General features: G+C 69.1%; 14 protein-coding genes. 8 read left to right on the top strand and 6 right to left on the bottom strand.

Annotated features, from left to right (window positions below):
- Positions 1–173: 173 nt before the first annotated feature.
- On the bottom strand, positions 174–1,640 hold the full coding sequence (locus tag HR086_RS10830; RefSeq protein WP_174457538.1) for a pentapeptide repeat-containing protein: 1,467 nt from the start codon (positions 1,638–1,640) through the stop codon (positions 174–176).
- A 44-nt stretch (positions 1,641–1,684) separates the two neighbouring features.
- Here HR086_RS10830 and HR086_RS10825 point away from each other — a divergent pair, with 44 nt between their 5' ends.
- Positions 1,685–2,641 (top strand): RluA family pseudouridine synthase, encoded by a 957-nt coding sequence (locus HR086_RS10825; protein WP_141644288.1) that lies wholly within the window; start codon positions 1,685–1,687, stop codon positions 2,639–2,641.
- A 32-nt stretch (positions 2,642–2,673) separates the two neighbouring features.
- A complete protein-coding gene (locus HR086_RS10820; protein WP_141644287.1) occupies positions 2,674–5,244 on the top strand; it encodes a penicillin-binding protein 1A in 2,571 nt (856 codons plus the stop codon).
- A 141-nt stretch (positions 5,245–5,385) separates the two neighbouring features.
- On the opposite strand, the gene pyrF is transcribed toward HR086_RS10820, so the two are convergent.
- Together pyrF and HR086_RS10810 are read right to left on the bottom strand one after the other, a co-directional pair.
- Positions 5,386–6,240, bottom strand: a complete 855-nt coding sequence (gene pyrF, locus HR086_RS10815) for an orotidine-5'-phosphate decarboxylase (protein WP_174465541.1) — start codon at positions 6,238–6,240, stop codon at positions 5,386–5,388.
- A 28-nt stretch (positions 6,241–6,268) separates the two neighbouring features.
- Positions 6,269–7,030, bottom strand: a complete 762-nt coding sequence (locus tag HR086_RS10810; RefSeq protein ID WP_141644285.1) for an SDR family NAD(P)-dependent oxidoreductase — start codon at positions 7,028–7,030, stop codon at positions 6,269–6,271.
- Positions 7,031–7,273: 243 nt separating this feature from the next.
- On the opposite strand from HR086_RS10810, the gene HR086_RS10805 reads away from it, so the two are divergent.
- The gene (locus tag HR086_RS10805; protein ID WP_141644284.1) at positions 7,274–7,669 is read left to right on the top strand and encodes a response regulator; all 396 of its coding nucleotides are present in this window, start codon (positions 7,274–7,276) and stop codon (positions 7,667–7,669) included.
- Between the two features lie 50 nt (positions 7,670–7,719).
- Here the strand turns inward: HR086_RS10805 and HR086_RS10800 are convergent, their stop codons facing one another.
- On the bottom strand, positions 7,720–9,222 hold the full coding sequence (locus tag HR086_RS10800; RefSeq protein ID WP_174465540.1) for an arylsulfatase: 1,503 nt from the start codon (positions 9,220–9,222) through the stop codon (positions 7,720–7,722).
- A 227-nt stretch (positions 9,223–9,449) separates the two neighbouring features.
- Here HR086_RS10800 and HR086_RS10795 point away from each other — a divergent pair, with 227 nt between their 5' ends.
- Together HR086_RS10795 and HR086_RS10790 are read left to right on the top strand one after the other, a co-directional pair.
- Positions 9,450–10,850, top strand: coding sequence for a hypothetical protein (locus HR086_RS10795; protein WP_174465539.1), 1,401 nt, complete (start codon positions 9,450–9,452; stop codon positions 10,848–10,850).
- Positions 10,851–11,002: 152 nt separating this feature from the next.
- Positions 11,003–12,295 (top strand): threonine/serine exporter ThrE family protein, encoded by a 1,293-nt coding sequence (locus tag HR086_RS10790; RefSeq protein WP_174457535.1) that lies wholly within the window; start codon positions 11,003–11,005, stop codon positions 12,293–12,295.
- Between the two features lie 17 nt (positions 12,296–12,312).
- Here HR086_RS10790 and HR086_RS10785 read toward each other — a convergent pair whose 3' ends face one another.
- Together HR086_RS10785 and HR086_RS10780 are read right to left on the bottom strand one after the other, a co-directional pair.
- Complete coding sequence (locus HR086_RS10785; RefSeq protein WP_174465538.1) at positions 12,313–14,142, bottom strand: hypothetical protein; 1,830 nt, start codon at positions 14,140–14,142, stop codon at positions 12,313–12,315.
- Positions 14,143–14,235: 93 nt separating this feature from the next.
- Positions 14,236–15,264, bottom strand: coding sequence for a histone deacetylase (locus tag HR086_RS10780; RefSeq protein WP_174465537.1), 1,029 nt, complete (start codon positions 15,262–15,264; stop codon positions 14,236–14,238).
- Positions 15,265–15,384: 120 nt separating this feature from the next.
- On the opposite strand from HR086_RS10780, the gene HR086_RS10775 reads away from it, so the two are divergent.
- The 3 genes from HR086_RS10775 to tatB form a co-directional block, all read left to right on the top strand.
- Positions 15,385–17,442, top strand: a complete 2,058-nt coding sequence (locus HR086_RS10775; protein ID WP_174463241.1) for a methyl-accepting chemotaxis protein — start codon at positions 15,385–15,387, stop codon at positions 17,440–17,442.
- A 43-nt stretch (positions 17,443–17,485) separates the two neighbouring features.
- On the top strand, positions 17,486–18,769 hold the full coding sequence (locus HR086_RS10770) for an MFS transporter (protein ID WP_141644277.1): 1,284 nt from the start codon (positions 17,486–17,488) through the stop codon (positions 18,767–18,769).
- Positions 18,770–18,900: 131 nt separating this feature from the next.
- Positions 18,901–19,103 (top strand): Sec-independent protein translocase protein TatB (tatB, locus tag HR086_RS10765; protein ID WP_174465536.1); only part of this gene is annotated, 203 nt, incomplete at its 3' end.

Below are 19,103 nucleotides of genomic sequence, written 5' to 3'. Positions count from 1 at the left end.
GCCCCGTGAAGGACTTGAGGGCCGGGGGCGTCCTGACGTTGCCGGACTCGGTGCGAACGTGCTTGTCGAGTGACGCGGGCTGTATCCCGAGCCGGACTCCAGAAACACCTCGGGGCCGCCGAGTCCCGAAGAGGACTCCAGCGGCCCCGAGGGCCCCACCGTTCAACTCGCCGTCACTCCGCGTCGGGCGACTGAACGATGAGCTTCTCCTTGCCACACACGTCACAGCGCAGGTGGATGAACAAATCCCCGTCGCTCTCCTCGGGCACCGAGCCCTCGGGAACGCCGAGCTCCGCCTTCGCCAGCGCCGCCACCTTCGTCGGGATGTCCTCGGCCTTCAGCGACTGGACGTAGGTCATCTCCCGCTCGTGGCACTCACGCGTCTCCGGCCCATGCAGCCACGCCGGCTCCATCCCCTCCGGCAGCCGGCTGACCAGCTCCAGGTTGGACACCGACTCGGCCAGATACGCCAGCCGGCGCAACCGCGCCTCCTCGGGCAGCGCCGAGAAGACCTGGAAGCCCTCGAACAGCGTGTCGCGGTTGTCGCCCGTGGCCAGGTGCGCCAGCTCCAGCGCCGCCTCGCTCGACTCCAGCGCCTCGTCCCAGTTGTTGTCCGGGTTGAAGCCCGCCTCCAGCAGCGACGTGTACAACTGCGTCGCCGCCAGTCGCCGCCGAGCCTCCTGCAGGTGCTCCACCACCTCGTGCGTCAGCCGCAGCTCCAACAGCGCGCCCGTCGTCCGAGGGTCGATGGACCCCGTCAGGTCATCCACGTCCACTTCCTCGCGCAGCGCCGCCTTCAACACCTGCGCCGCGGAGAAGCGGAACAGCGGCAACACGCCCACTTCGCGCAGGTACATGGCCGACACGGCCGCGTCCTTGGCACCCATCCGCAGCGCCTTCTGCGCCTTCTCCACCACGCCCGGGTCCGCCGACGGCTTCTTGTTCTCCAGCCGCGTCTTCACCGCCTCGCGGTAGAGCGTCTCCAGCGAGCTGCCCGGAGGCATCCGCTGCGGCACCAGCGGCCGCAACCCCGGCACATCCAGCACCCACAACGGCGGCATCGCCAGGCGCTTCAGGCCCCGGAAGAAGAGCGAGCCGGGCGGGTCCTGCGGCTTGAACGGCGGCAGCTCCTCCGCCGGCTCTCCCATCATGAGCGCCGCGGCCTGCACGCCCAGCGCCTTCTCCCGCTGTTCGCGGGTGAACGCGGTGATGCCCTGGGCCGGAGGCGGAGGCGGCGGAGGCGCTTCCTCTCCGTCCAGACCGACCACCCGGTCCATGTCCACATCGTCCATCTCCACGTCGTCCAGACCCTTGGCGCCCGTGAAGTCACAGCGGAGCAGCTTCAGCTTCTCGAAGGTCGCCCCTTCGAGGTTGGCCCCCCGGAAGTCACAGTCCTGGAGCCGTCCGCCGTGGAAATAGGCGTTCGACAGGTCCGTGTCCCGGAAGTTGATTTTCGACAGATCGCACCGCTCCCACTCGGAGCCGACGAGCCCGAGGCCCGACAAGTCCGCGTTGGCGGAGAAAAGTTGCGTGAAGGTGGCGCCAGTGTGCTCGGTCGGGACCTGACCGCCCTTGCGCAGTCGGTTCCACTCGGCCGACCCGTTCTGGAGGAGCTTCTCGATACTGGGGGCTTTCGGCATGGACCGGGGATTATTCGTATGGTCTGGTCCGCGCGCCAGCACAAATGATCGAGTACCGAATCGAGACCGACACCGCCGGGATGCGCCTGGACAAGCTCCTGCGCAAACGGCTCCCCACTGTCCCCGTGAGCCACCTGTTCAAGATGATTCGCACCAAGAAGGTGCGGGTGAACGGGAAACGTGCCCAGCCCGAGCAGTTGCTCGCGGACGGAGACGTGCTCACCATCCGTGGAGACGAGCAGACGCTCAGGGGAGAGGACCGTCCGAAAGTGGACCGTCCACCCCCGCCGGTGGACCCCAGCCGGCTGGTCATTCTGAGAGAGGACGACTGGTTGATGGCCGTGGACAAGCCCAGCGGGATGGCCGTCCATACCGGAAGCGGCATCACCGGCGGCACGCTGGTGGACTACGTGCGCGCCTATCTGGGACCCAAGGCCGTCCGAAACGACTTCACGGCGTCACCCGCCCACCGCCTGGACCGGGAGACCTCCGGCGTCATCCTGGTCGCCAAGCGGCGCCCGGCGATGGTGCACTTCACGGAGGTCTTCACCCATGGCCTCTCCAAGAAGCGCTACATCACCCTGGTGAAGGGGAAGATGCCCAAGGAGTCCGGGGTCATCGACCTGCCCCTGTCGGAGCACCAGCAGACGGCCGAGTCCAAGGCCCGTCGCGGGGTGAACATGCAGGAGGCCCTCACCCGATGGAAGGTCGTCAAGCAGTCGGGCGAGGTGGCGCTCCTGTCCTGCTCCATCGAGACCGGGCGCACCCATCAGATAAGAAGGCACCTGGCCTCCATTGGCCACCCCGTGGTCGGGGACAAGAAATACGGTGACTTCGCCTTCAATCGCGACGTGCAGGCGCGCTGGGGGCTCAAGCGGTTGTTCCTGCACGCCGAGCGCATCGAATTTCCCCACCCCGAAGGCGGGGCGAAGGTGGCCGTGGAAGCCCCCATCCCCCCCGAGCTCCGAGACGTGCTCAAGCGGGCCGCATTGCTGCCCTGAGGCCGTGACGCCCGCGAGGTTCCGATACACGTATGTCCGACTCCAAGACGACTGACCGAAGCCGCTCGAAGCTGGTGCTCAAGGGGGTTCCCCCCGGGCGCTGGTGGAAGGTGCTGCTGAAGCTGGGTGGGTGGCTGGCCCTCACGGGCGCCACGGCGGGCGCGGTGGGCCTGGTGGCCATCTACTACGTGTACTCGGACGGACTGCCGGCCATCCCCAAGGTGGACGAGTACTGGCCGCCCATCGTCACCGAGGTCTACACGGACGACGCGGTGCTCGCGGGCGAGTTCTACAACGAGCGGCGCAAGGTCGTCCCCTACGAGCGGATTCCGAAGCGGCTGGTGCAGGCGTTCATCGCCAGCGAGGACTCCAGCTTCTTCGACCACTTCGGCGTGGACATCCTGGGCACCTCGCGCGCGGCCTTCAAGACGATTGGCTCGAAGCTGGGCCTGCGCTCCGGCGGCATCCAGGGTGGCTCCACCCTGACGCAGCAGACCGCGAAGGCGGTGCTCATCTCCGCCGAGGGCTACAAGTCCGCCACGGCGAAGACGCTCACCCGCAAGATTCGCGAGGCCATCCTCGCCCTGCGGCTGGAGCAGTCGCTCACCAAGGAAGAGATTCTCTACCTCTACCTGAACAACGTCTTCCTCGGGCACCACAGCTACGGCGTGCAGAGCGCGGCGGAGAACTACTACCGCAAGGACGTGCGCGATTTGACGCTCGGGGAGATGACGCTCATCGCGGGCCTCCCCCAGGCGCCCAGCCGCTACTCACCCTTCCTGCGTCCGGACGCCGCTCGCAAGCGCCGCGCCTACGTGCTGCGCCGCATGCTGGTGGAGGGGATGATTTCGCAGGCCGAGCACGACACGGCCAACGCGGAAGTGGTGAACGTGTTCCCCGTGGAGGACGTCTTCCACGAGTTCGCCCCGTACTTCGTGGAGCAGGTGCGCAAGGACGTGGTGGAACGGTACGGCAACCCCGTGCTGCTCAAGGACGGCCTCAAGATTTTCACCACCATGGACAGCGAGCGCCAGCGCGCCGCGCAGGACGCGGTGATGGATGGCCTGCTCTCCGTGGACAAGCGTCAGGGCTGGCGCGGGCCGGTGCAGCAGCTCACGCCGGAGGCGCTCAAGGCCTTCATCGAGCGCGCGAAGAGGTACATGGGCAAGGAGGACCTCACCGAGGGCCGGCTCTATGTGGCCGCCGTCACGCAGCTTGACTCGGACGGCAGGGGCGCGGACATCCAGGTGGGCCCGCATGCGGGGCGGCTGCCGCTGCTCGGCATGCGCTGGGCGCGCAAGGTGAACCCGGAGGGCTACTACCCGGCGATGATGATTTCGTCGGTGAAGAAGGCCATCGCCGTGGGCGACCTCGTCGTCGTGCGTCACGTGACGAAGAAGGACCTCACGGACGACAAGGAGCAGTGGGACAAGAAGCTGGCCGAGGACATCCCCGAGGAGGGCGTGAAGCTCTTCCGGCTGGAGCAGACGCCCGAGGCCCAGAGCGCGCTCGTCTCCGTGGACCCCCACCGCCAGTACCTCACGGCCATGGTGGGTGGGTACGACTTCGACGACAACGAGTTCAACCGCGCCTTCCAGGCGTGCCGTCAGCCGGGCAGCTCGTTCAAGCCCTTCGTGTACTCGGCGGCGCTGGAGCAGCTGAACTGGACGGAGGCCTCCGTCATCGTCGACTCGCCGATTGTGGAACACGACCCGGACAACAAGGTGTCCTGGAAGCCGGCGAACTACAGCGAGGAGTTCGTGGGCGACGTGCTCTTGCGCACCGCGCTCGTCAACTCGATGAACATCCCCGCGGTGAAGACGTTCGGCGCGGTGGGCGTGAAGAACATGGCGGCGTGGAGCACGAAGCTGGGCATCACCACGCCCATGAACATGGACTTCTCCGCGGCGCTCGGCTCCTCGTGCGTGTACCCGGTGGACCTGGCCAACGCCTACGCGACGTTCAACCGCTACGGCCGCAAGAAGCCCACGTACTTCGTGCGCAAGGTGGAGGACCGCTTTGGCCGCACGCTGGAGGACCACACCGCGTTCGACGACGCGTGGGCGCCGCTGCAGGACCGCGTGGCCGCCGGCTACGCGCGCCTCTTCGAGCCCGGTGAACAGGTGATGAGCGCGGAGGTCGGCTTCATCCTCACGCACCTGCTTCGCGGCGTGGTGCTCCAGGGAACGGGTGGCCCGGCCACGCGCCTGGGCAAGCCCGCGGCTGGCAAGACGGGGACGACGAACGACTCCTTCGACGCGTGGTTCGCGGCGTACACGCGGGACCTCGTGACGGTGGCGTGGGTGGGCTACGACTTGAACCCGCATCCGCTCGGCCGCTACGAGACGGGTGGCCGCGCGGCGCTGCCCATCTGGCTCAACTACATGAAGCGCGCGCTGGAGGGCCGGCCGCAGTCGGAGTTCTACCCGTGGCAGTCGATGGACCTGGTGCGGCTCCACATCGACAAGAAGACGGGCAAGATTGCGAGCCCCGGCGCGAAGGGCTCCGAGCTGATGTTCTTCAAGAAGGGCACCGAGCCGAAGGACGCCGTGCCCGACAAGAACACTGTCGACGTGGACCAGTTCATGATGGGCGCGCAGTAGCGCTCACCGCCGTGGACCTCCGGGCCCCGTGCGCCTCCCTCGGGAGGACGCGGGGCCCGAGTCGTTTCAGGCTCCCGCGCGGTGCTGATAGTGGGCATCCCCGCGACGCGTCAGCGCGGCGAGGAGGGCGCCTCTTCCTCGTCAGGCGCCCATGCGGAAGCGGCGCGCGGGCTCCACGTGGCGCTGGATGGCCGCTCGGAGGGAGGCGACATCGGGCCCCGCTTCCAGCACGGAGCGCGTGGCGGTGGGGATGACCTGCGCCTCGCGCCCGGCGAACAGGCTCTTGAGGTCGTCGAAGCCCGCGCCCTGCGCACCGATTCCTGGCGTCAGCATCAGCGCGCCGCCCAGCCGCTTCACGACGCCCCGGTCCGAAGCGGGCAGGGTGGCGCCCATCACCGCGCCAGCGGGCAGTTCGCCCGGCCCTGCCTTCTCGTTCAGCTCGCGCAGGCCATCCGCGAGCACCTCCGCCACGGTGCGGCCATCGGCCCCCATGGACGTCTGGAGCGACGTGCCCTCCGGGTTGGAGGAGCGCACGACGAGGAACGCACAGGCACCGGACGCCCGCGCCCGCTCAATCGTCTTCACCAGCGCGCCCAGGCCCAGGTACGCGGTGAAGGTGGCCGCGTCCGCCTCGTACGGACTGCCCGCGCCGAAGACGGTCTCCGCGTAGGCGTCCATGGTGGTGCCGATATCACCGCGCTTCACGTCGAGCAGCGTGAGCGTCCCCGCATCCTTGAAGCGATACATCAGCGACTGGAGCACCAGGAGTCCCGAGGGGCCGTGGCGCTCGAAGAACGCGCTCTGCGGCTTCACCACCGCGACGCTGTCACCGGCCGCATCCAAGATGCGCTCGCAGAAGTCGGAGAGGCCCTTCGCGGTGTCGGGCAGCCCCCAGCGCGCGAGCAGGTCCTTCGACGGGTCGACGCCGAGGCAGAACGGGGAGCGCTCGTCGGCGAGGCGGGCGAAGCGCTGGGCGAAGGATTGAGGGGACGTCATCGTTCCAGCTCCTGGCTAAGAGGAAGGGTCAGCGCAGCCGACGGGCGGCGGCGTCGAAGAGGGGATTGGGCAGCACCTTCGCCAGCCGCGAGGGAAGGGCCAACTGCCACGGGAAGGACAGCTCCGTCTCGCCGCGCAGGATGGCCGTGCCCATCAGCTCCACGGCCGCGTCCGTCTCCATCAGGAAGGGCATGGGGAAGTGGTTGTCCGCGGTCATCTCGCTCTTCACGAAGCCCGGGTAGATGCAGGTGACGCGCACGCCGGTGCTGCTCAGGTCCACGCGCAGGCTCTCCATGAACGTGGCGAGGAACGCCTTCGAGGCGGAGTACGCGGCGTGGCCCGCCAGCCCCCGGTGGGCCGCGAGGCTGGAGATGCCCACCACGTGTCCGCGGCGGCGCTCCACCATGCGCGGCAGCACGGCCGTCAGCGTGGCGGCGGCGCCCGTGACGTTGGTGTCGATGATGGCGCGCACCTTGTCCCAGTCCAGGCGCTTGCCGTGCGTGACTCCGCCGACGCCGGCGTTGGCCACGACCAGGTCCAGGCCGCCACACTCCGAGTCGAGCTCGCGCAGGCGCTCCAGATGGGCCTCCGTGCGCGTGACATCCAGCTCCAGCGGCTCCACCGTCGCGCCAGCGGCCTGGGCCTCGGCGGCGAGGGCTTGCAGCTGCGGCAGCCGGCGCCCGGCGGCGAAGACGCGCAGGCCTCGCTTGGCCAGCCACAGCGCCAGGCCCCGTCCCAGCCCGCTCGAGGCGCCCGTCACCAGCGCCGTCCGGTAGCTCATCTCCGCCATGGTGTCTCCTCCTGGCTGCGTGGCTGCTTCTCGCACGGTTGGCGGCGGAATTGGGACACAAATCCATGCCGCGCGGCGGCCCCGGCGATGGGGCGGGGCCTCGTCTGTCCGGTTGGAACCGGGGCGCCGCGTTGTTGACGAGCGTGCACGCACTGGCCCCGCCGGGCGTGCCTCGCCAGGCAGCAGGGCGATGACGCGGGGCCTGTTCGTCCGCACCTTGTCTACACGAGGAGAGACTCGGACATGACGCCCTCGAACTACGTGCTCGCGGTAGACGACGACCCCGACATCCTGCTGGCCTTCAAGGACGTGCTGGAGCTGGAGGGGCATCGCGTGCTGCTGGCGCGAGGAGGGCGCGAGGCCTTGGAGTTGCTGCGCCATGGCGCGCGCCCCTCCGTGATTCTGTTGGACTTGATGATGCCGGACGTCAATGGCTGGGAGTTTCGCGACAGGCAGCTCGCCGACGCCTCGCTGGCGCCCATCCCGGTAGTCGTCATCTCCGGACAGGGCGTGAGCGCGCGCGAGGTGGCCGCGCTCGGCGTGGAGGACTACCTGCGCAAGCCCGTGGACGTGGAGCAGCTGCTCGGCGCCATCTCGCGCTACGTGCTCGCCGAGCAGGAGCACCCCCAGCCCGTGTGAGCCGGAGGCGCGCGCCGTCGCACTGGACGACGCGGGCCTGGCTCATGCGCTCAGTGCATGCCGGAGGGCGCGCTCTCCAGCTTCGCGACGACCTGATCCACGGAGAAGCTCGACGGCCGCTGACGCGGCGGGAACTCTCGGAAGCTCGAGAGGAACCGGGCCACGGCCTGCTGCGCGGGCACGAAGTAGAAGGCGTGGTCGATGAGCCAGGACTGGTAGCCGACGGCGTCCTGCGAGCGCTCCAGCGGGTCGGCGCGCAGGTCGAAGGCGAGCGGCGCGCGGCGGATGGTGAAGGGCTCACCCCAGGCCTCGATGCCCTTGGCGTTCTGCTCCGCGAAGACGAGCTTCATGCGCCCGTGGCGCACGGCGACCAGCTCTCCGTCGTCACCGAAGTAGAAGAACTCCGTGCGCGCGGAGGGCCCCTTGCCGGACAGCAGCTCCCGCTGGTCATAGCCATCCAGGTGGACCTTGAAGCTCTTGTCGTTTGCCTCATGGCCGCTCTTGAGCTTGTCCACGATGTCCGGGTCGCCCGCGGCCGCGAGGAACGTGGGCAGCCAGTCCTCGGAAGAGAACAGCTCGTTGATCTGCGTGCCGGGCTCAATCACGCCGGGCCAGCGCACGACACACGGCGCGCGGAAGGCGCCCTCCCAGTTGGTGTCCTTCTCGCCGCGGAAGGGCGTCATGCCGCCGTCGGGCCACATGCACGTCATCGCGCCGTTGTCCGTGGTGTAGACGACGATGGTGTCCTCCGACAGGCCCATTGAGTCGAGCTTGTCGAGGAGCTGCCCGACCATGCCGTCATGCTCCACCATGCCGTCCGGGTAGAGGCCGAGCCCCGTCTTGCCGCGCGACTCCGGCTTCAGGTGCGTGTGGACGTGCATGCGCGTGGTGTTGAACCACATGAAGAAGGGCTGGTCGGACTTCTTCGCGTCGTCCAGGTAGTCCATGGCGGCGGAGAGGAACTCCTCGTCCACCGTCTCCATCCGCTTCTTGGTGAGCGGGCCCGTGTCCTCCACCTTCTGGCCGCCCTTGCCATCCGACTTGCACCGCAGCACACCGCGCGGACCGAAGCGCTTCCTGAAGGCCGGGTCCTTGGGGTAGTCGGGGTTCTCTGGCTCCTCTTCCGCGTTGAGGTGGTAGAGGTTGCCGAAGAACTGGTCGAAGCCGTGGACGGTGGGCAGGAACTCGTCGCGGTCTCCCAGGTGGTTCTTGCCGAACTGCGCGGTCCGGTAGCCCTGGGCCTTGAGCAGGTCCGCGATGGTCGGGTCCTCGGCCTGCAGGCCGACCTTGGCGCCCGGCATGCCGACCTTGGTGAGCCCCGTGCGGAACGGACACTGGCCGGTGATGAACGCCGCGCGCCCCGCCGTGCAGCTCTGCTGCGCGTAGTAGTCGGTGAGGAGAGCGCCTTGCTTCGCCAGCCGGTCGATGTTCGGCGTGCGGTACCCCATCACCCCGAGGTTGTAGGCACTGACGTTCCAGTAGCCGATATCGTCACCGAAGATGACGAGGATGTTGGGTTGCTTCTTCGTTTCCTTCTTCTTCTGGGCCGCCATCGAATCCCCCGGACGTGAATGTGGAATAGGAGTGAGCGTGGCGGCCCCGGGGAACAAGACGGGGCGGACGGGGGGACAGGCCGACGGTGCGACGGCCCGGCCCGACTTCGTGGCTCGTGGACACCGGACTGCGTTCGGAGGGCGATGGCACGGGCGCTGGCCGGTGGTCACCTTGCGACGTTCCGCGAGTCCCGGGTGGATGGATGCCAGGAGTCAGGCCGTGGGGGTTGTTGCTGCTTCTCCTGATGTCGCCCCTGGCCCGGGCACAGGACGCGCACTACTGGACGCGACAGTTCGGCAACCGGGCGTGGCTGCTCGGCGGCGCGTTCATCGCGAACCCGGGTGACATCAGCGCCGTCTATTACAACCCGGGTGCGCTCGCGCTCCTGCGCACGCCGGAGCTGGAGTTGACGGGAACCGTCTTCGAGTCCACGCGCCTCTCCGTCCAGAACGGCCTGGGCAACGGTGAGGGCCTCACCGAGTCGAGGGTCGACGTGCTGCCCTCCCTCATCGCGGGTTCGCTGCGCTGGGGCTTCCTGGGCAGGTCGCGGCTCGCCTATTCGCTGCTGACGCGGCAGGGGTTCATCGCGTCGCTGGAGTCTCGCGAGCAGGGCACGGGTACGGACCTGGGTGGGGTGCCAGGCATGGACCAGCTCGCGGCGGACGTGCGGTTGGACCAGGACGTGGGGGAGTACTGGGCGGGGCTCACGTGGTCCTTTCCCCTGGGAAGACACGTGGGCGTGGGCGTCAGTCCCTTCGTGGCGGTGAGGGACCAGGAGACGAACATCCAGGTGCTGGCGCAGGGCTCGGGCGCCGGAGGAAGCGCGCTGCTGTCCACGCTCGGCCGCGACTTCCACCTGCGCCACGTGCGGCTGCTCGCGAAGCTGGGGGTGAGCTACCAGCGGGAGTCCATGTCCGCGGGCCTCACCGTGACGACGCCGAGCGTGGCGCTGTGGGGGGAGGGTGAATCGAGCTTCGAGCGCGCGGTGCTGGAGCGGGGCTTCGGGCTGTCGTCGACGCCCGCGTCCGCCTTCGACTTCCAGGAGGGGCTCGCCGCGAGGTTCCAGTCGAGCTGGGCGGTGGCGCTCGGCGTGAGTGGGACGCTGGGGGGCACGTCCGTGTACCTGGCGGCGGAAGGCTTCGCCCGGGTGAAGCCCTTCACGCTGGTCGATGCCGCGTCGTTCTCTCCCCGGGACTCCCAGGAGGTCATCGACCCGGACGTCGACTTCGCGCTCGCGCCGCTGGTCAACGTGGCGCTGGGCGTGGAGCAGCGGCTGGGGTCCCGGCTGCGCGCCTACGTGAGCGCGCACACGGACTTCAGTGGCGTGACAGCGACATCTCGCATGAACGCGCTGCTGGCGGGCTGGGACCTCTACCATGTCGCCACCGGACTGCACTTCACGGCGGGCCGCGCCCGCTTCACGGTGGGCGGCAATGTGGCCTGGGGCCAGGAGGTCACCGAGCGCCTTGCCGACGCTCTTCAGCGAGCGGGCCTCCAGCCCCTGTCCCCGAGCCAGAAGGTCCGCTTCCTCCAGCTCAGCGTCATCATCGGCGCGAGCTTCGCGCTGGCGCAGCAGGACGAGAGTCCCGACGAGGACGCCGATGACGAGGCCCCGTCGATGCGGTGACGCGGCTTCGCATGGAGCGCGACACGGCGTTGCCCCGGAGGGCTGCTTTCCGCGTGCCTGACGGGTCCCCACCTCCAGGTGCGGGCGGTTCGGGTTCGTCGAAGGGAGACGGGCTTCCGTCGGAAGGGCAGGTCGCCAGGAGGGCGGCGCGCATGAGCGAGGCACCAGAGTCCGGGGCGCTGCTCGACGAGGACGCGACCGTGGCCTTGCTGCTCGACCTGGCGCGGGCGCTGCACCTGTCCTACGTGCCTTCCTTCGGCGTGGAGAATCGCGTGAAGAAGGCGGCGCGGGCCTGGGGGCTGGAGGTGGAGGTCTTCACCCTCCAGACGCTCGCGCTGACGGAGGTGCGCTCGGGCGCGAGTCGCCGCGTCGACTTCCAACGGCTGCCCTTCAATCCGCATTGGAACCTGACGCGTGCCGCCTCGCTGCTCCTGCTGTCGGAGTCCATCGCACGGGGGAAGCGCACGGTGGCCGAGGCCCGCGCCGAGCTGGACCGCATCATGGCGCCCCATCAGCTGCACCCCGAGTGGCTCGTCTACCTCGCGTATGGCGTGTATGGCGCGGCGGTCGCCGCCCGTGTCGGCGGCGGCTGGTGGGAGCTGGTGGCGGCGCTCGTGGTGGGGGTGCTCGCGGGTGGCATTCACTTCGGCACGCTCAAGTCCGAGCGACTGGACCTGCAGAAGAGCTTCCTCGCCGCGTTTCTAGGGACACTGCTCGCGTTCGGTCTGACCTTCGTGCTGCCGACGTTCGATGCGGCGCGCGCCCTCTTCGGGGGCGTGACGCTGCTCGTGCCGGCGATGGTGGTGACGCTGGGCTCGGCGGAGCTGGTGGGCGAGTCGGTGGAGGCGGGGATTTCACGGCTCACCTATGGACTGCTGCGCTTCCTCATGCTGGCCGTGGGCATCGGCGCCGCGGGGACGCTCTGGAGATTGTTCGGGCCGCTTCCGGTGCAGATGCATGCGAACGCGCTCCCTGATGCCGTGGTGCTGGTCATCATCGCCGTGGGGGGCCTGGCGCTGACGCTCTGCATGTCCGCGAGGCGGCGCGATACGCCGTGGATTGTCGGCGCGGTGCTGCTGGCCTGGGGCGTTCAGGAACTCACCAAGGGCGTGTTCGGCGACAAGGGCAGCCCGCTCATCTCCGCCTTCGTGCTGGGCGTGGCGGGCCAGCTCTACAGTCGACTGCCGGAGCGACTCCCGTCGACCATCATCATGCCCGGTCTGCTCCAGCTCGCGCCGGGCTTCGTCGGCACGCGGGCCATCCTGGCACTGCTCGGTGTGCCGGGGCAGGGTGACGACGCCCGAGTGTTCCAGATGCTCCTCGTGGCGCTGCAACTGGTGATGGGCCTGATGTTCGCCTTCATGCTCGGGCTGTCGCATGACGCCCGGACGCGCACGGAAGACGCCAGGCGCGCGAAGCCGGCGGAGTCGTCCCGGCACGTGTGACGGCTTCACGTGCTCCCTCAGTCAGAGGGCGTCGGGAGCCGCTCCTCGTACCAGCGCCGTGCATCCTTGAGCTGCACATGGGTGTCACCGGGCTTCACTTCGATGGCCCCCGAGAGGATTCCCACCTTCGCGTAGATGAGCGCGTGCGTGGTTCCCCGTGCCGTATCCAGGCGGCCCTCCAGTTCGAGCCCGTCCGCCTTCGCGTGCAGCGCGCGTACCTGTAATCCCGCGTCGCTCATCCGCGCCTGGCCGGTGACCCTCAAGTCCCGTGCCTCCAGCAAGGGCGACAGGAACCCCGGGAGCTTCTTTTCGGCCGTGAGCAGCGCGACGAACGGGTCCGCGTTGGAGAAGTGCGCGGAGAAGTGTGCCTCCAGCTCGACGGGCTCCAGGGTCAACCGCGCGTGGGGCAGGTCGAATCGCCCACTCCATCCGCGAATCGTGATGTGCGGTACGTCCGCTGAGACGTGGTTCAGGTGAATCGCCGAGCCATCCAGGCCCAGGCTCTTGCCGTGCAGGCGCAGACGCCGCGCGTCGATTTCGGCGGAGGCCTTGCCGAGCATGAGGATTCCCGCCCACCGTCCTTCCACGAGGTTCGAAGAGAGGTTCAGCCGCAATCGCTGTGAGTCCTCGTGTCCGCTCGTGCTGTCCGACGCCTCCAGCGTGGCGTGACCCGACTCCACGTGGAAGGTCTTCCCCATCCATGCGTTGAGCATCCGCAGGTCCACGGGCCGACTGCGCATCACGTGCAGTTCGTGCTTCACCTGGGGCTTCGCGTCGGGGGCATCCGTCTTCGCCCACAGCGTGAGCGAGACCTCCGGTATCTCGAGCACGCGTCCCGCCTTGCCCTCCACGTGGACAGGGGCGAAGCGCATCTTCAGCACGCTGTGAGCCCCGGTGCCTCCGTCCTCCGTCACCTCGCCGTGAACACTCCAGGGGGCACGCGCGCGCACGGGGCCCACCCGCAGCTCCAGCGGAGCACCGCTCGCATCCACGCGACTGCCCGCGGCCAGGTGTCCTCCCTGGATGCGCACCTCCGCGTCGAGCTGTCCGGCGCCCTCGCACAGCAGGTCAGGATGCTCCCGGGACAGCAGCGCCCCGAGCCAGGCGAGGTCGAGGATCTCCAAGCGCACGCCCAGCCGTCCGTCGAACTTCGCCACCCGGCGCGGCTCCTCCGGAGCGGCTCGGATGGCATCGAGGTCCAGCATGCCCGACACCTCCCGCACGCGCGCCACGGTCCGTCCCTCCTGCTCCAGCGCGCCGTCCTCCAGGTGGAGCGTGTCGAGCGTCACGGTGAGTCGTTGGCCGGTGACCAGCCGCACCGAGCCCTTCGCCTGACCCGGGCCCACGTAGCGCACCGGCTTCAACGTCAGCTCGCGCAGGTCCTCCAGCTCGATGTCCCGCAGCTCGATTTCCCACGGATGCGAGTGCCGGCGTCTCGTGGGCGTGGTCTCCAGCGCGGGCATGGGTTCCGCGTGCACGCTCACACCTCGGGCACGCACCCCTTGCGCGTGGACCCGCCGGGACAGGAGCGCGAAGAGGGACGCGTGGGCTTCCACGGTCTCCGCGTCGATGCGCCACTCCACGCGAGCATCCCGCTGCCACACGGAGAAGCCTCGGAGGTGCACGGGCCCGGGCCACAACCACCAGCCTCCGCGCCACTCCACCCGCGTCCTCGGCGTGGCCCTGGCGAGCTGCGCGGGCACCAGCCCGACATTGAGCACCAGGTTCAACAGCCCTTCGAGGGCCAGCACCACCACGAGCCCCCAGCCCAGGAGGAGGCGCCACCGGCCTCGCCGCGCGCGAAACCAGGGAGGGGCGCGCGACGCCCGGGGCGCTTCGACGGACATGAAGCCCTCCCGGGCACGGCGGGTCCGTCAGGAGGTAGCCACGCGCGCGCTTCCAGGCATCGCACCCGGGGGCAGCGTCACGTCGACACCCGACTACGACACCGCGCTCCAATACGGCTTCATCACCTGACGGCTCGCGGCCAGCGCGTCCTTCGCGTCCGTGTGGACGTCGCCCGTGGGGAAGCTGTCGGTGCGTCCGGCGAGCACCTCGATGCAGGCATGCACGGACTGCGACAGGCCCTCCAGCGAGTAGCCCCCTTCGAGCAGCAGCACCAGCTTGCCGTCACAGACGCGCTCGGCGAGCGCGCGCATCGCGGAGCACATGGCGGCGAAGCCCCGCTCCGTGACGTCCATGCCGCCAATGGGGTCGTGCTGATGCGGGTCGAAGCCCGCCGACACCAGCACCAACTGGGGACGGTAGGCCTCGGCCACTGGCAGGAGCAGCTCCTCGAAGAGCATCCCATAGTCCGCGTCCGAGTTGCCGCCCGGCAGGCCCACGTTCACGGTGTAGCCCTCACCCGCGCCCCGGCCCACTTCGGGCGTGGCGCCGGTGCCCGGGTAGTAGGGGAACTGGTGCACCGACTGGTACATCACGTCGCGGCGCCCCCAGAAGGCCGCCTGCGTGCCGTTGCCGTGGTGGACGTCCCAGTCGAGCACGAGGACGCGCTCGGCGCCCAGCCGTCGCCCCGCCTCCGCCGCGATGGCCGCGTTGTTCAGCAGGCAGAATCCCATGGCGCGGTCCGGCTCCGCGTGATGTCCGGGAGGACGCACCAGCGCGAAGGCGTTGCGCGCCTGTCCCGCCATGACGGCCTCCACGGCCTGCACCGAGGCGCCCGCCGCAAGCCGTGCCGCATCCACGCTGTCCGGAGAGACGTGGGTGTCCGCGTCAATCTGGGCCTGGTGTCCGCTGAGCTTGCGCAGGCGCGTGAGCAGCTCCGGGGTGTGGACCGCCATCAGCTCCGCGTCCGTCGCGGAGCGGGGGGACGCCATCACCGTGCCCCGCACCGGCGCGCGCGCGAGCACCCCGAGGATGCGCTGCAGGCGCGCGGGGGATTCCGGGTGTCCCTCTCCCGGGTCGTGCTGGAGGAAGAGGGGGTCGGTCAGCAGCAGGGTGGGCTTCATCGGGTATGACCTTACGCATCCAGACGGGGGGAAGTCAGGCTCCCGCCGGGCGGAGGGGCGGACGAGGGCTCCACCCCGGTTCTTGCCCTGTCGGTGTTTCCATTCCTACAGTGCCTCGCCTTGGCTCCGCGCTTCAAGAAACCCGGCCTGCGCAGCATCCTGCTCGGCTCCTTCGCCGTGGTGCTCGCTATCATCCTCGGGACGCTCTTCTTCGTCGTCCCCGCCCGGGTGGAGGACTTCCTGGAGACGCGCCTGACGAAGCACGGCGACGACAAGGCCCTCCAGGCCGCGCGAGATCTGGCCAACACCTCCGTCTCCGTGCTCCCTCCGCTGCTGGAGGCCCTGCACGGAGGAGACGACGACTTCGCGCTCATCGCCGTCCTCGGCGCCGACGGCCGGATGCAGGCCGTCCATCCCCCTGGCGCGGAGGCGTGGCTGCTGAAGAACCTGAGGCAGCGGCTGGAGGGCAGTCCCGGCGCGCCCCTGGATGGCGCCCTGTTCGACAATGGCAACCGGGCGATTGTGCGCCCGGTGGTGCTGCGCGAGGGCCCAGGCCAGGTGCTGGTGGCGGTGAACTTCTCGTCGCTGGACGAGGTCGTCACCTCGCTGCGCCACGTGGTGCTGCTGGCGTTCGGCATCGGCCTGGCGCTCTTCCTCGTCGTGGCCTTCTTCATCTCCCGCACGTTCATCCTCGTGCCGCTGGACGCGATGATGACCATGGCGCGGAGGCTCGCGGAGGCGGACCTCACCGGTCGCGTGGACATCAGCTCGCGAGACGAGCTGGGCCTCCTTGCGGAAGCGCTCAACCGCATCGCCCAGAGCTGGCGCGACACGCTGGGCCGGGTGCGCGGCGTGTCGGACGTGGTGGCCGGGGTCATCGAGCAGATCCACCGCACCGGCACCACCGTGTCCTCTGGCGCGAGCACCGTCCAGGCCCGCGTGGAGGAGACGTCCTCCTCCATGGTGGAGATGATGGCCTCGCTGCGCGGAATCGCGGAGAACGTGGAGGTCCTCTACCAGAGCGCGGAGGAGAGCAGCTCCTCCATCATGGAGATGGCCGCCACCAACGACGAGGTGGCGGAGAACGTCACGGCGATGGCCGCCAGCGTGGAGGAGACCACCAGCGCGATTGAGGAGATGACGTTCTCCATCAAGGAGGTCGCCAAGAACATCCAGGAGCTGTCGTCCTCCACGGAGGAGACGTCCTCGGCCATCAGCCAGATGGACGCGGCCATCGGTCAGGTGGAGGCGAACGCGAAGGAGACGGCGCGTCTGTCCGAGCAGGTCTTCGACGACGCCCAGACGGGCGTGGAGGCGCTGCGCAAGACGCTCACCGGCATCGACCGCATCAAGGACACCAGCCGGGCGACGGCGGACGTCATCGACAGCCTTGGCCGGCGCATCTCCGAGATTGGCAACATCCTCAACGTCATCGACGACGTGGCCGAGCAGACCAACCTGTTGGCCCTCAACGCCGCCATCATCGCCGCGCAGGCGGGAGACCACGGCAAGGGCTTCGCGGTGGTGGCCGAGGAAATCAAGGACCTGGCCGAGCGCACCGGCGCGTCCACCAAGGAAATCGCCGAGCTCATCCGCAGCATCCAGGAGGAGAGCCGCAACGCCGTGGTGGTGATGAACCAGGGCGCGCGCAACGTGGACGAGGGCGTGCAACTGGGCCGCGAGGCGGAAGGGGCGCTGCGCAAAATCAACGACAGCACCCAGAAGTCCACGCAGATGGTGAAGGCCATTGCTCGCGCCACCGTGGAGCAGGCGCGCGGCAGCAAGCAGGTGACGGCCTCCATCCACCGCATCAGCGAGACGGTGCAGCAGATTTCCAAGGCCTCCAACGAGCAGGCCAAGGGCGGCGAGCAGATCATGAAGAGCGCGGAGAAGATGAAGGCGCTCACCGCCCACGTGCAGCGCAGCAGCCAGGAGCAGGCGCACGGCAGCAAGCAGATCACCCGCTCCATCGAGAGCATCAACGAGATGGTGACGCACCTGAACCGCGCCCAGAAGGAGCAGACCAAGGGCAGCGAGCAGGTGCTCAAGGCCGTGGAGACCATCAAGGGCGTGTCCGAGCACCAGACACGCTCCGTCAAGCAACTGGAGGAGGCCATCGACAACCTCCAGCGGCAGGCGGAGATCCTCCGGGGCGAGGTGCGTCGCTTCCGCGTGTAGGAGTCGTGCGCTGCGCCCGCGAATGGCTTAGGACTGGGTCGGCATGCCGACAGAGCGACAGGTTTCCGAGCGCTGGGTGGTCTTCCTGATTGGCGCGGTCCAGTTCGTCAACATCCTGGACTTCGTGATGGTGATGCCGCTGGGCCCCGACTTCGCGAAGGGGCTGGGCATCGCCTCCTCTCACATCGGCACCATCGGCGGCGCGTACACGGCGGCGGCCAGCGTGGCGGGGCTCGCGGGCGGCTACTTCCTGGACAGGTTCGACCGGCGCAAGGCGCTGGCGGTGTCCATGCTGGGCCTGGTCCTCGCCACGGCGGCCGGAGGACTGGCCACGGGCATGTCCACGCTGCTCATGGCGCGCGTCGTCGCTGGCATCTTCGGTGGGCCCGCCACGTCGCTGTCCCTGTCCATCATCGCGGACCTGATTCCGGTGGAGCGGCGGGGCAGGGCGCTGGGCGCGGTGATGGGGGCCTTCTCCATCGCCTCGGTGGCGGGGGTGCCCATGGCGCTGAAGCTGGCCGAGCACGGAGGCTGGCGTCTGCCCTTCTTCGTGGTGGCGGGCCTGGGCCTGCTGGTGGCGCTGGGCGCCATCTTCTTCCTGCCACCGGTGCGAGGACACCTGGTGAACGGTCGCGGGCCGGTGCAGACGGTGGGCGTGCTGGAGCTGCTCGGTCGCCGCGAGGTGCAGCTGTCCTACCTCATGACGGCGGTGGTGATGATGGCGGGCTTCGTCCTCATCCCCAACATCTCCGCCTACCTCCAGCAGAACCTGGGCTACCCGCGCGACCTGCTGTGGCTGCCGTACTTCGTCGGCGGCATCGTGAGCTTCATCACCCTGCGACTGGCGGGGCCGCTGGTGGACAGGCTCGGGGCCTTCAAGGTCGGCACGGCCGGCTCGCTGCTGGTGCTGGTCGCCACCTACGTGGGCTTCGTGCGCTACCCCCAGTGGCTGCCGATTCCGCTGCTCTTCGTGCTCTTCATGACGGCGATGGGCGTGCGCAACGTGTCCTACAACACGCTCACCTCGCGCGTGCCGGACAACCCGGTGCGCGCGCGCTTCATGTCGTTGCAGTCCGCCGTCCAGCACATGGCCGCGGCCCTGGGCGCCTTTCTCAGCGCGCAGCTCCTGACGGACCTGCCGGACGGCACGCTGGGCGGAATGGGGCTCGTGGCCGGGGTGTCCATGGGCATGTCGCTCTTGCTGCCGCCGGTGTTGTGGGTGGTGGAGCGTCAGGTCCGCTCGAAGGAGCAGGCCCGGGCGCTGGCGGTGCCTGCCGAGCAGGGCCTGGCCGTCCCCTTGTCGCCCCAGGCACACCCACACCAGTAGTGTGTGGGCCCGGTGGTGGGCCCGGTTGCCCCCCGCCCACGGTGACGGGCGGACGTCCGGAAGCGTCGAGCGGTTGCGCCAGGGGGCCCGGGGCGCGATAAACCGGGCTGCTTCGGGGAGCCCGTCAGGACATGTTCAACATCGGCGCAGGCGAAATGGTGCTCATCGCGGTGGCCGCGCTGCTCATCCTCGGGCCGCAGCGGCTGCCCGAGCTGGCGCGTGCCATCGGCAAGTTCATGCGGGAGTTCCGTCGCCAGACGGACGAGGTCCGCAACGTGGTGGAGCGCGAGTTCTACACCATGGACCACGAGCTGAACCGCGACCCCACCCCGCC

This window comes from Myxococcus sp. CA039A (genome assembly GCF_013336645.1).
Lineage (GTDB): Bacteria > Myxococcota > Myxococcia > Myxococcales > Myxococcaceae > Myxococcus > Myxococcus llanfairpwllgwyngyllgogerychwyrndrobwllllantysiliogogogochensis.
Note: the sequence above shows the minus strand (reverse complement) of the source record. Positions and strands in the feature narration are given on the sequence as shown.

What these genes read in the sequence shown, in the direction of transcription:
- pyrF (WP_174465541.1), bottom strand. Translation starts at nt 6,240, where the DNA reads ATGACGTCCCCTCAATCCTTCGCCCAGCGCTTCGCCCGCCTCGCCGAC.
- HR086_RS10790 (WP_174457535.1), top strand. Translation starts at nt 11,003, where the DNA reads ATGAGCGAGGCACCAGAGTCCGGGGCGCTGCTCGACGAGGACGCGACC.
- HR086_RS10805 (WP_141644284.1), top strand. Translation starts at nt 7,274, where the DNA reads ATGACGCCCTCGAACTACGTGCTCGCGGTAGACGACGACCCCGACATC.
- HR086_RS10780 (WP_174465537.1), bottom strand. Translation starts at nt 15,264, where the DNA reads ATGAAGCCCACCCTGCTGCTGACCGACCCCCTCTTCCTCCAGCACGAC.
- HR086_RS10825 (WP_141644288.1), top strand. Translation starts at nt 1,685, where the DNA reads ATGATCGAGTACCGAATCGAGACCGACACCGCCGGGATGCGCCTGGAC.
- HR086_RS10810 (WP_141644285.1), bottom strand. Translation starts at nt 7,030, where the DNA reads ATGGCGGAGATGAGCTACCGGACGGCGCTGGTGACGGGCGCCTCGAGC.
- HR086_RS10830 (WP_174457538.1), bottom strand. Translation starts at nt 1,640, where the DNA reads ATGCCGAAAGCCCCCAGTATCGAGAAGCTCCTCCAGAACGGGTCGGCC.
- HR086_RS10785 (WP_174465538.1), bottom strand. Translation starts at nt 14,142, where the DNA reads ATGTCCGTCGAAGCGCCCCGGGCGTCGCGCGCCCCTCCCTGGTTTCGC.
- HR086_RS10800 (WP_174465540.1), bottom strand. Translation starts at nt 9,222, where the DNA reads ATGGCGGCCCAGAAGAAGAAGGAAACGAAGAAGCAACCCAACATCCTC.
- HR086_RS10820 (WP_141644287.1), top strand. Translation starts at nt 2,674, where the DNA reads ATGTCCGACTCCAAGACGACTGACCGAAGCCGCTCGAAGCTGGTGCTC.
- HR086_RS10770 (WP_141644277.1), top strand. Translation starts at nt 17,486, where the DNA reads ATGCCGACAGAGCGACAGGTTTCCGAGCGCTGGGTGGTCTTCCTGATT.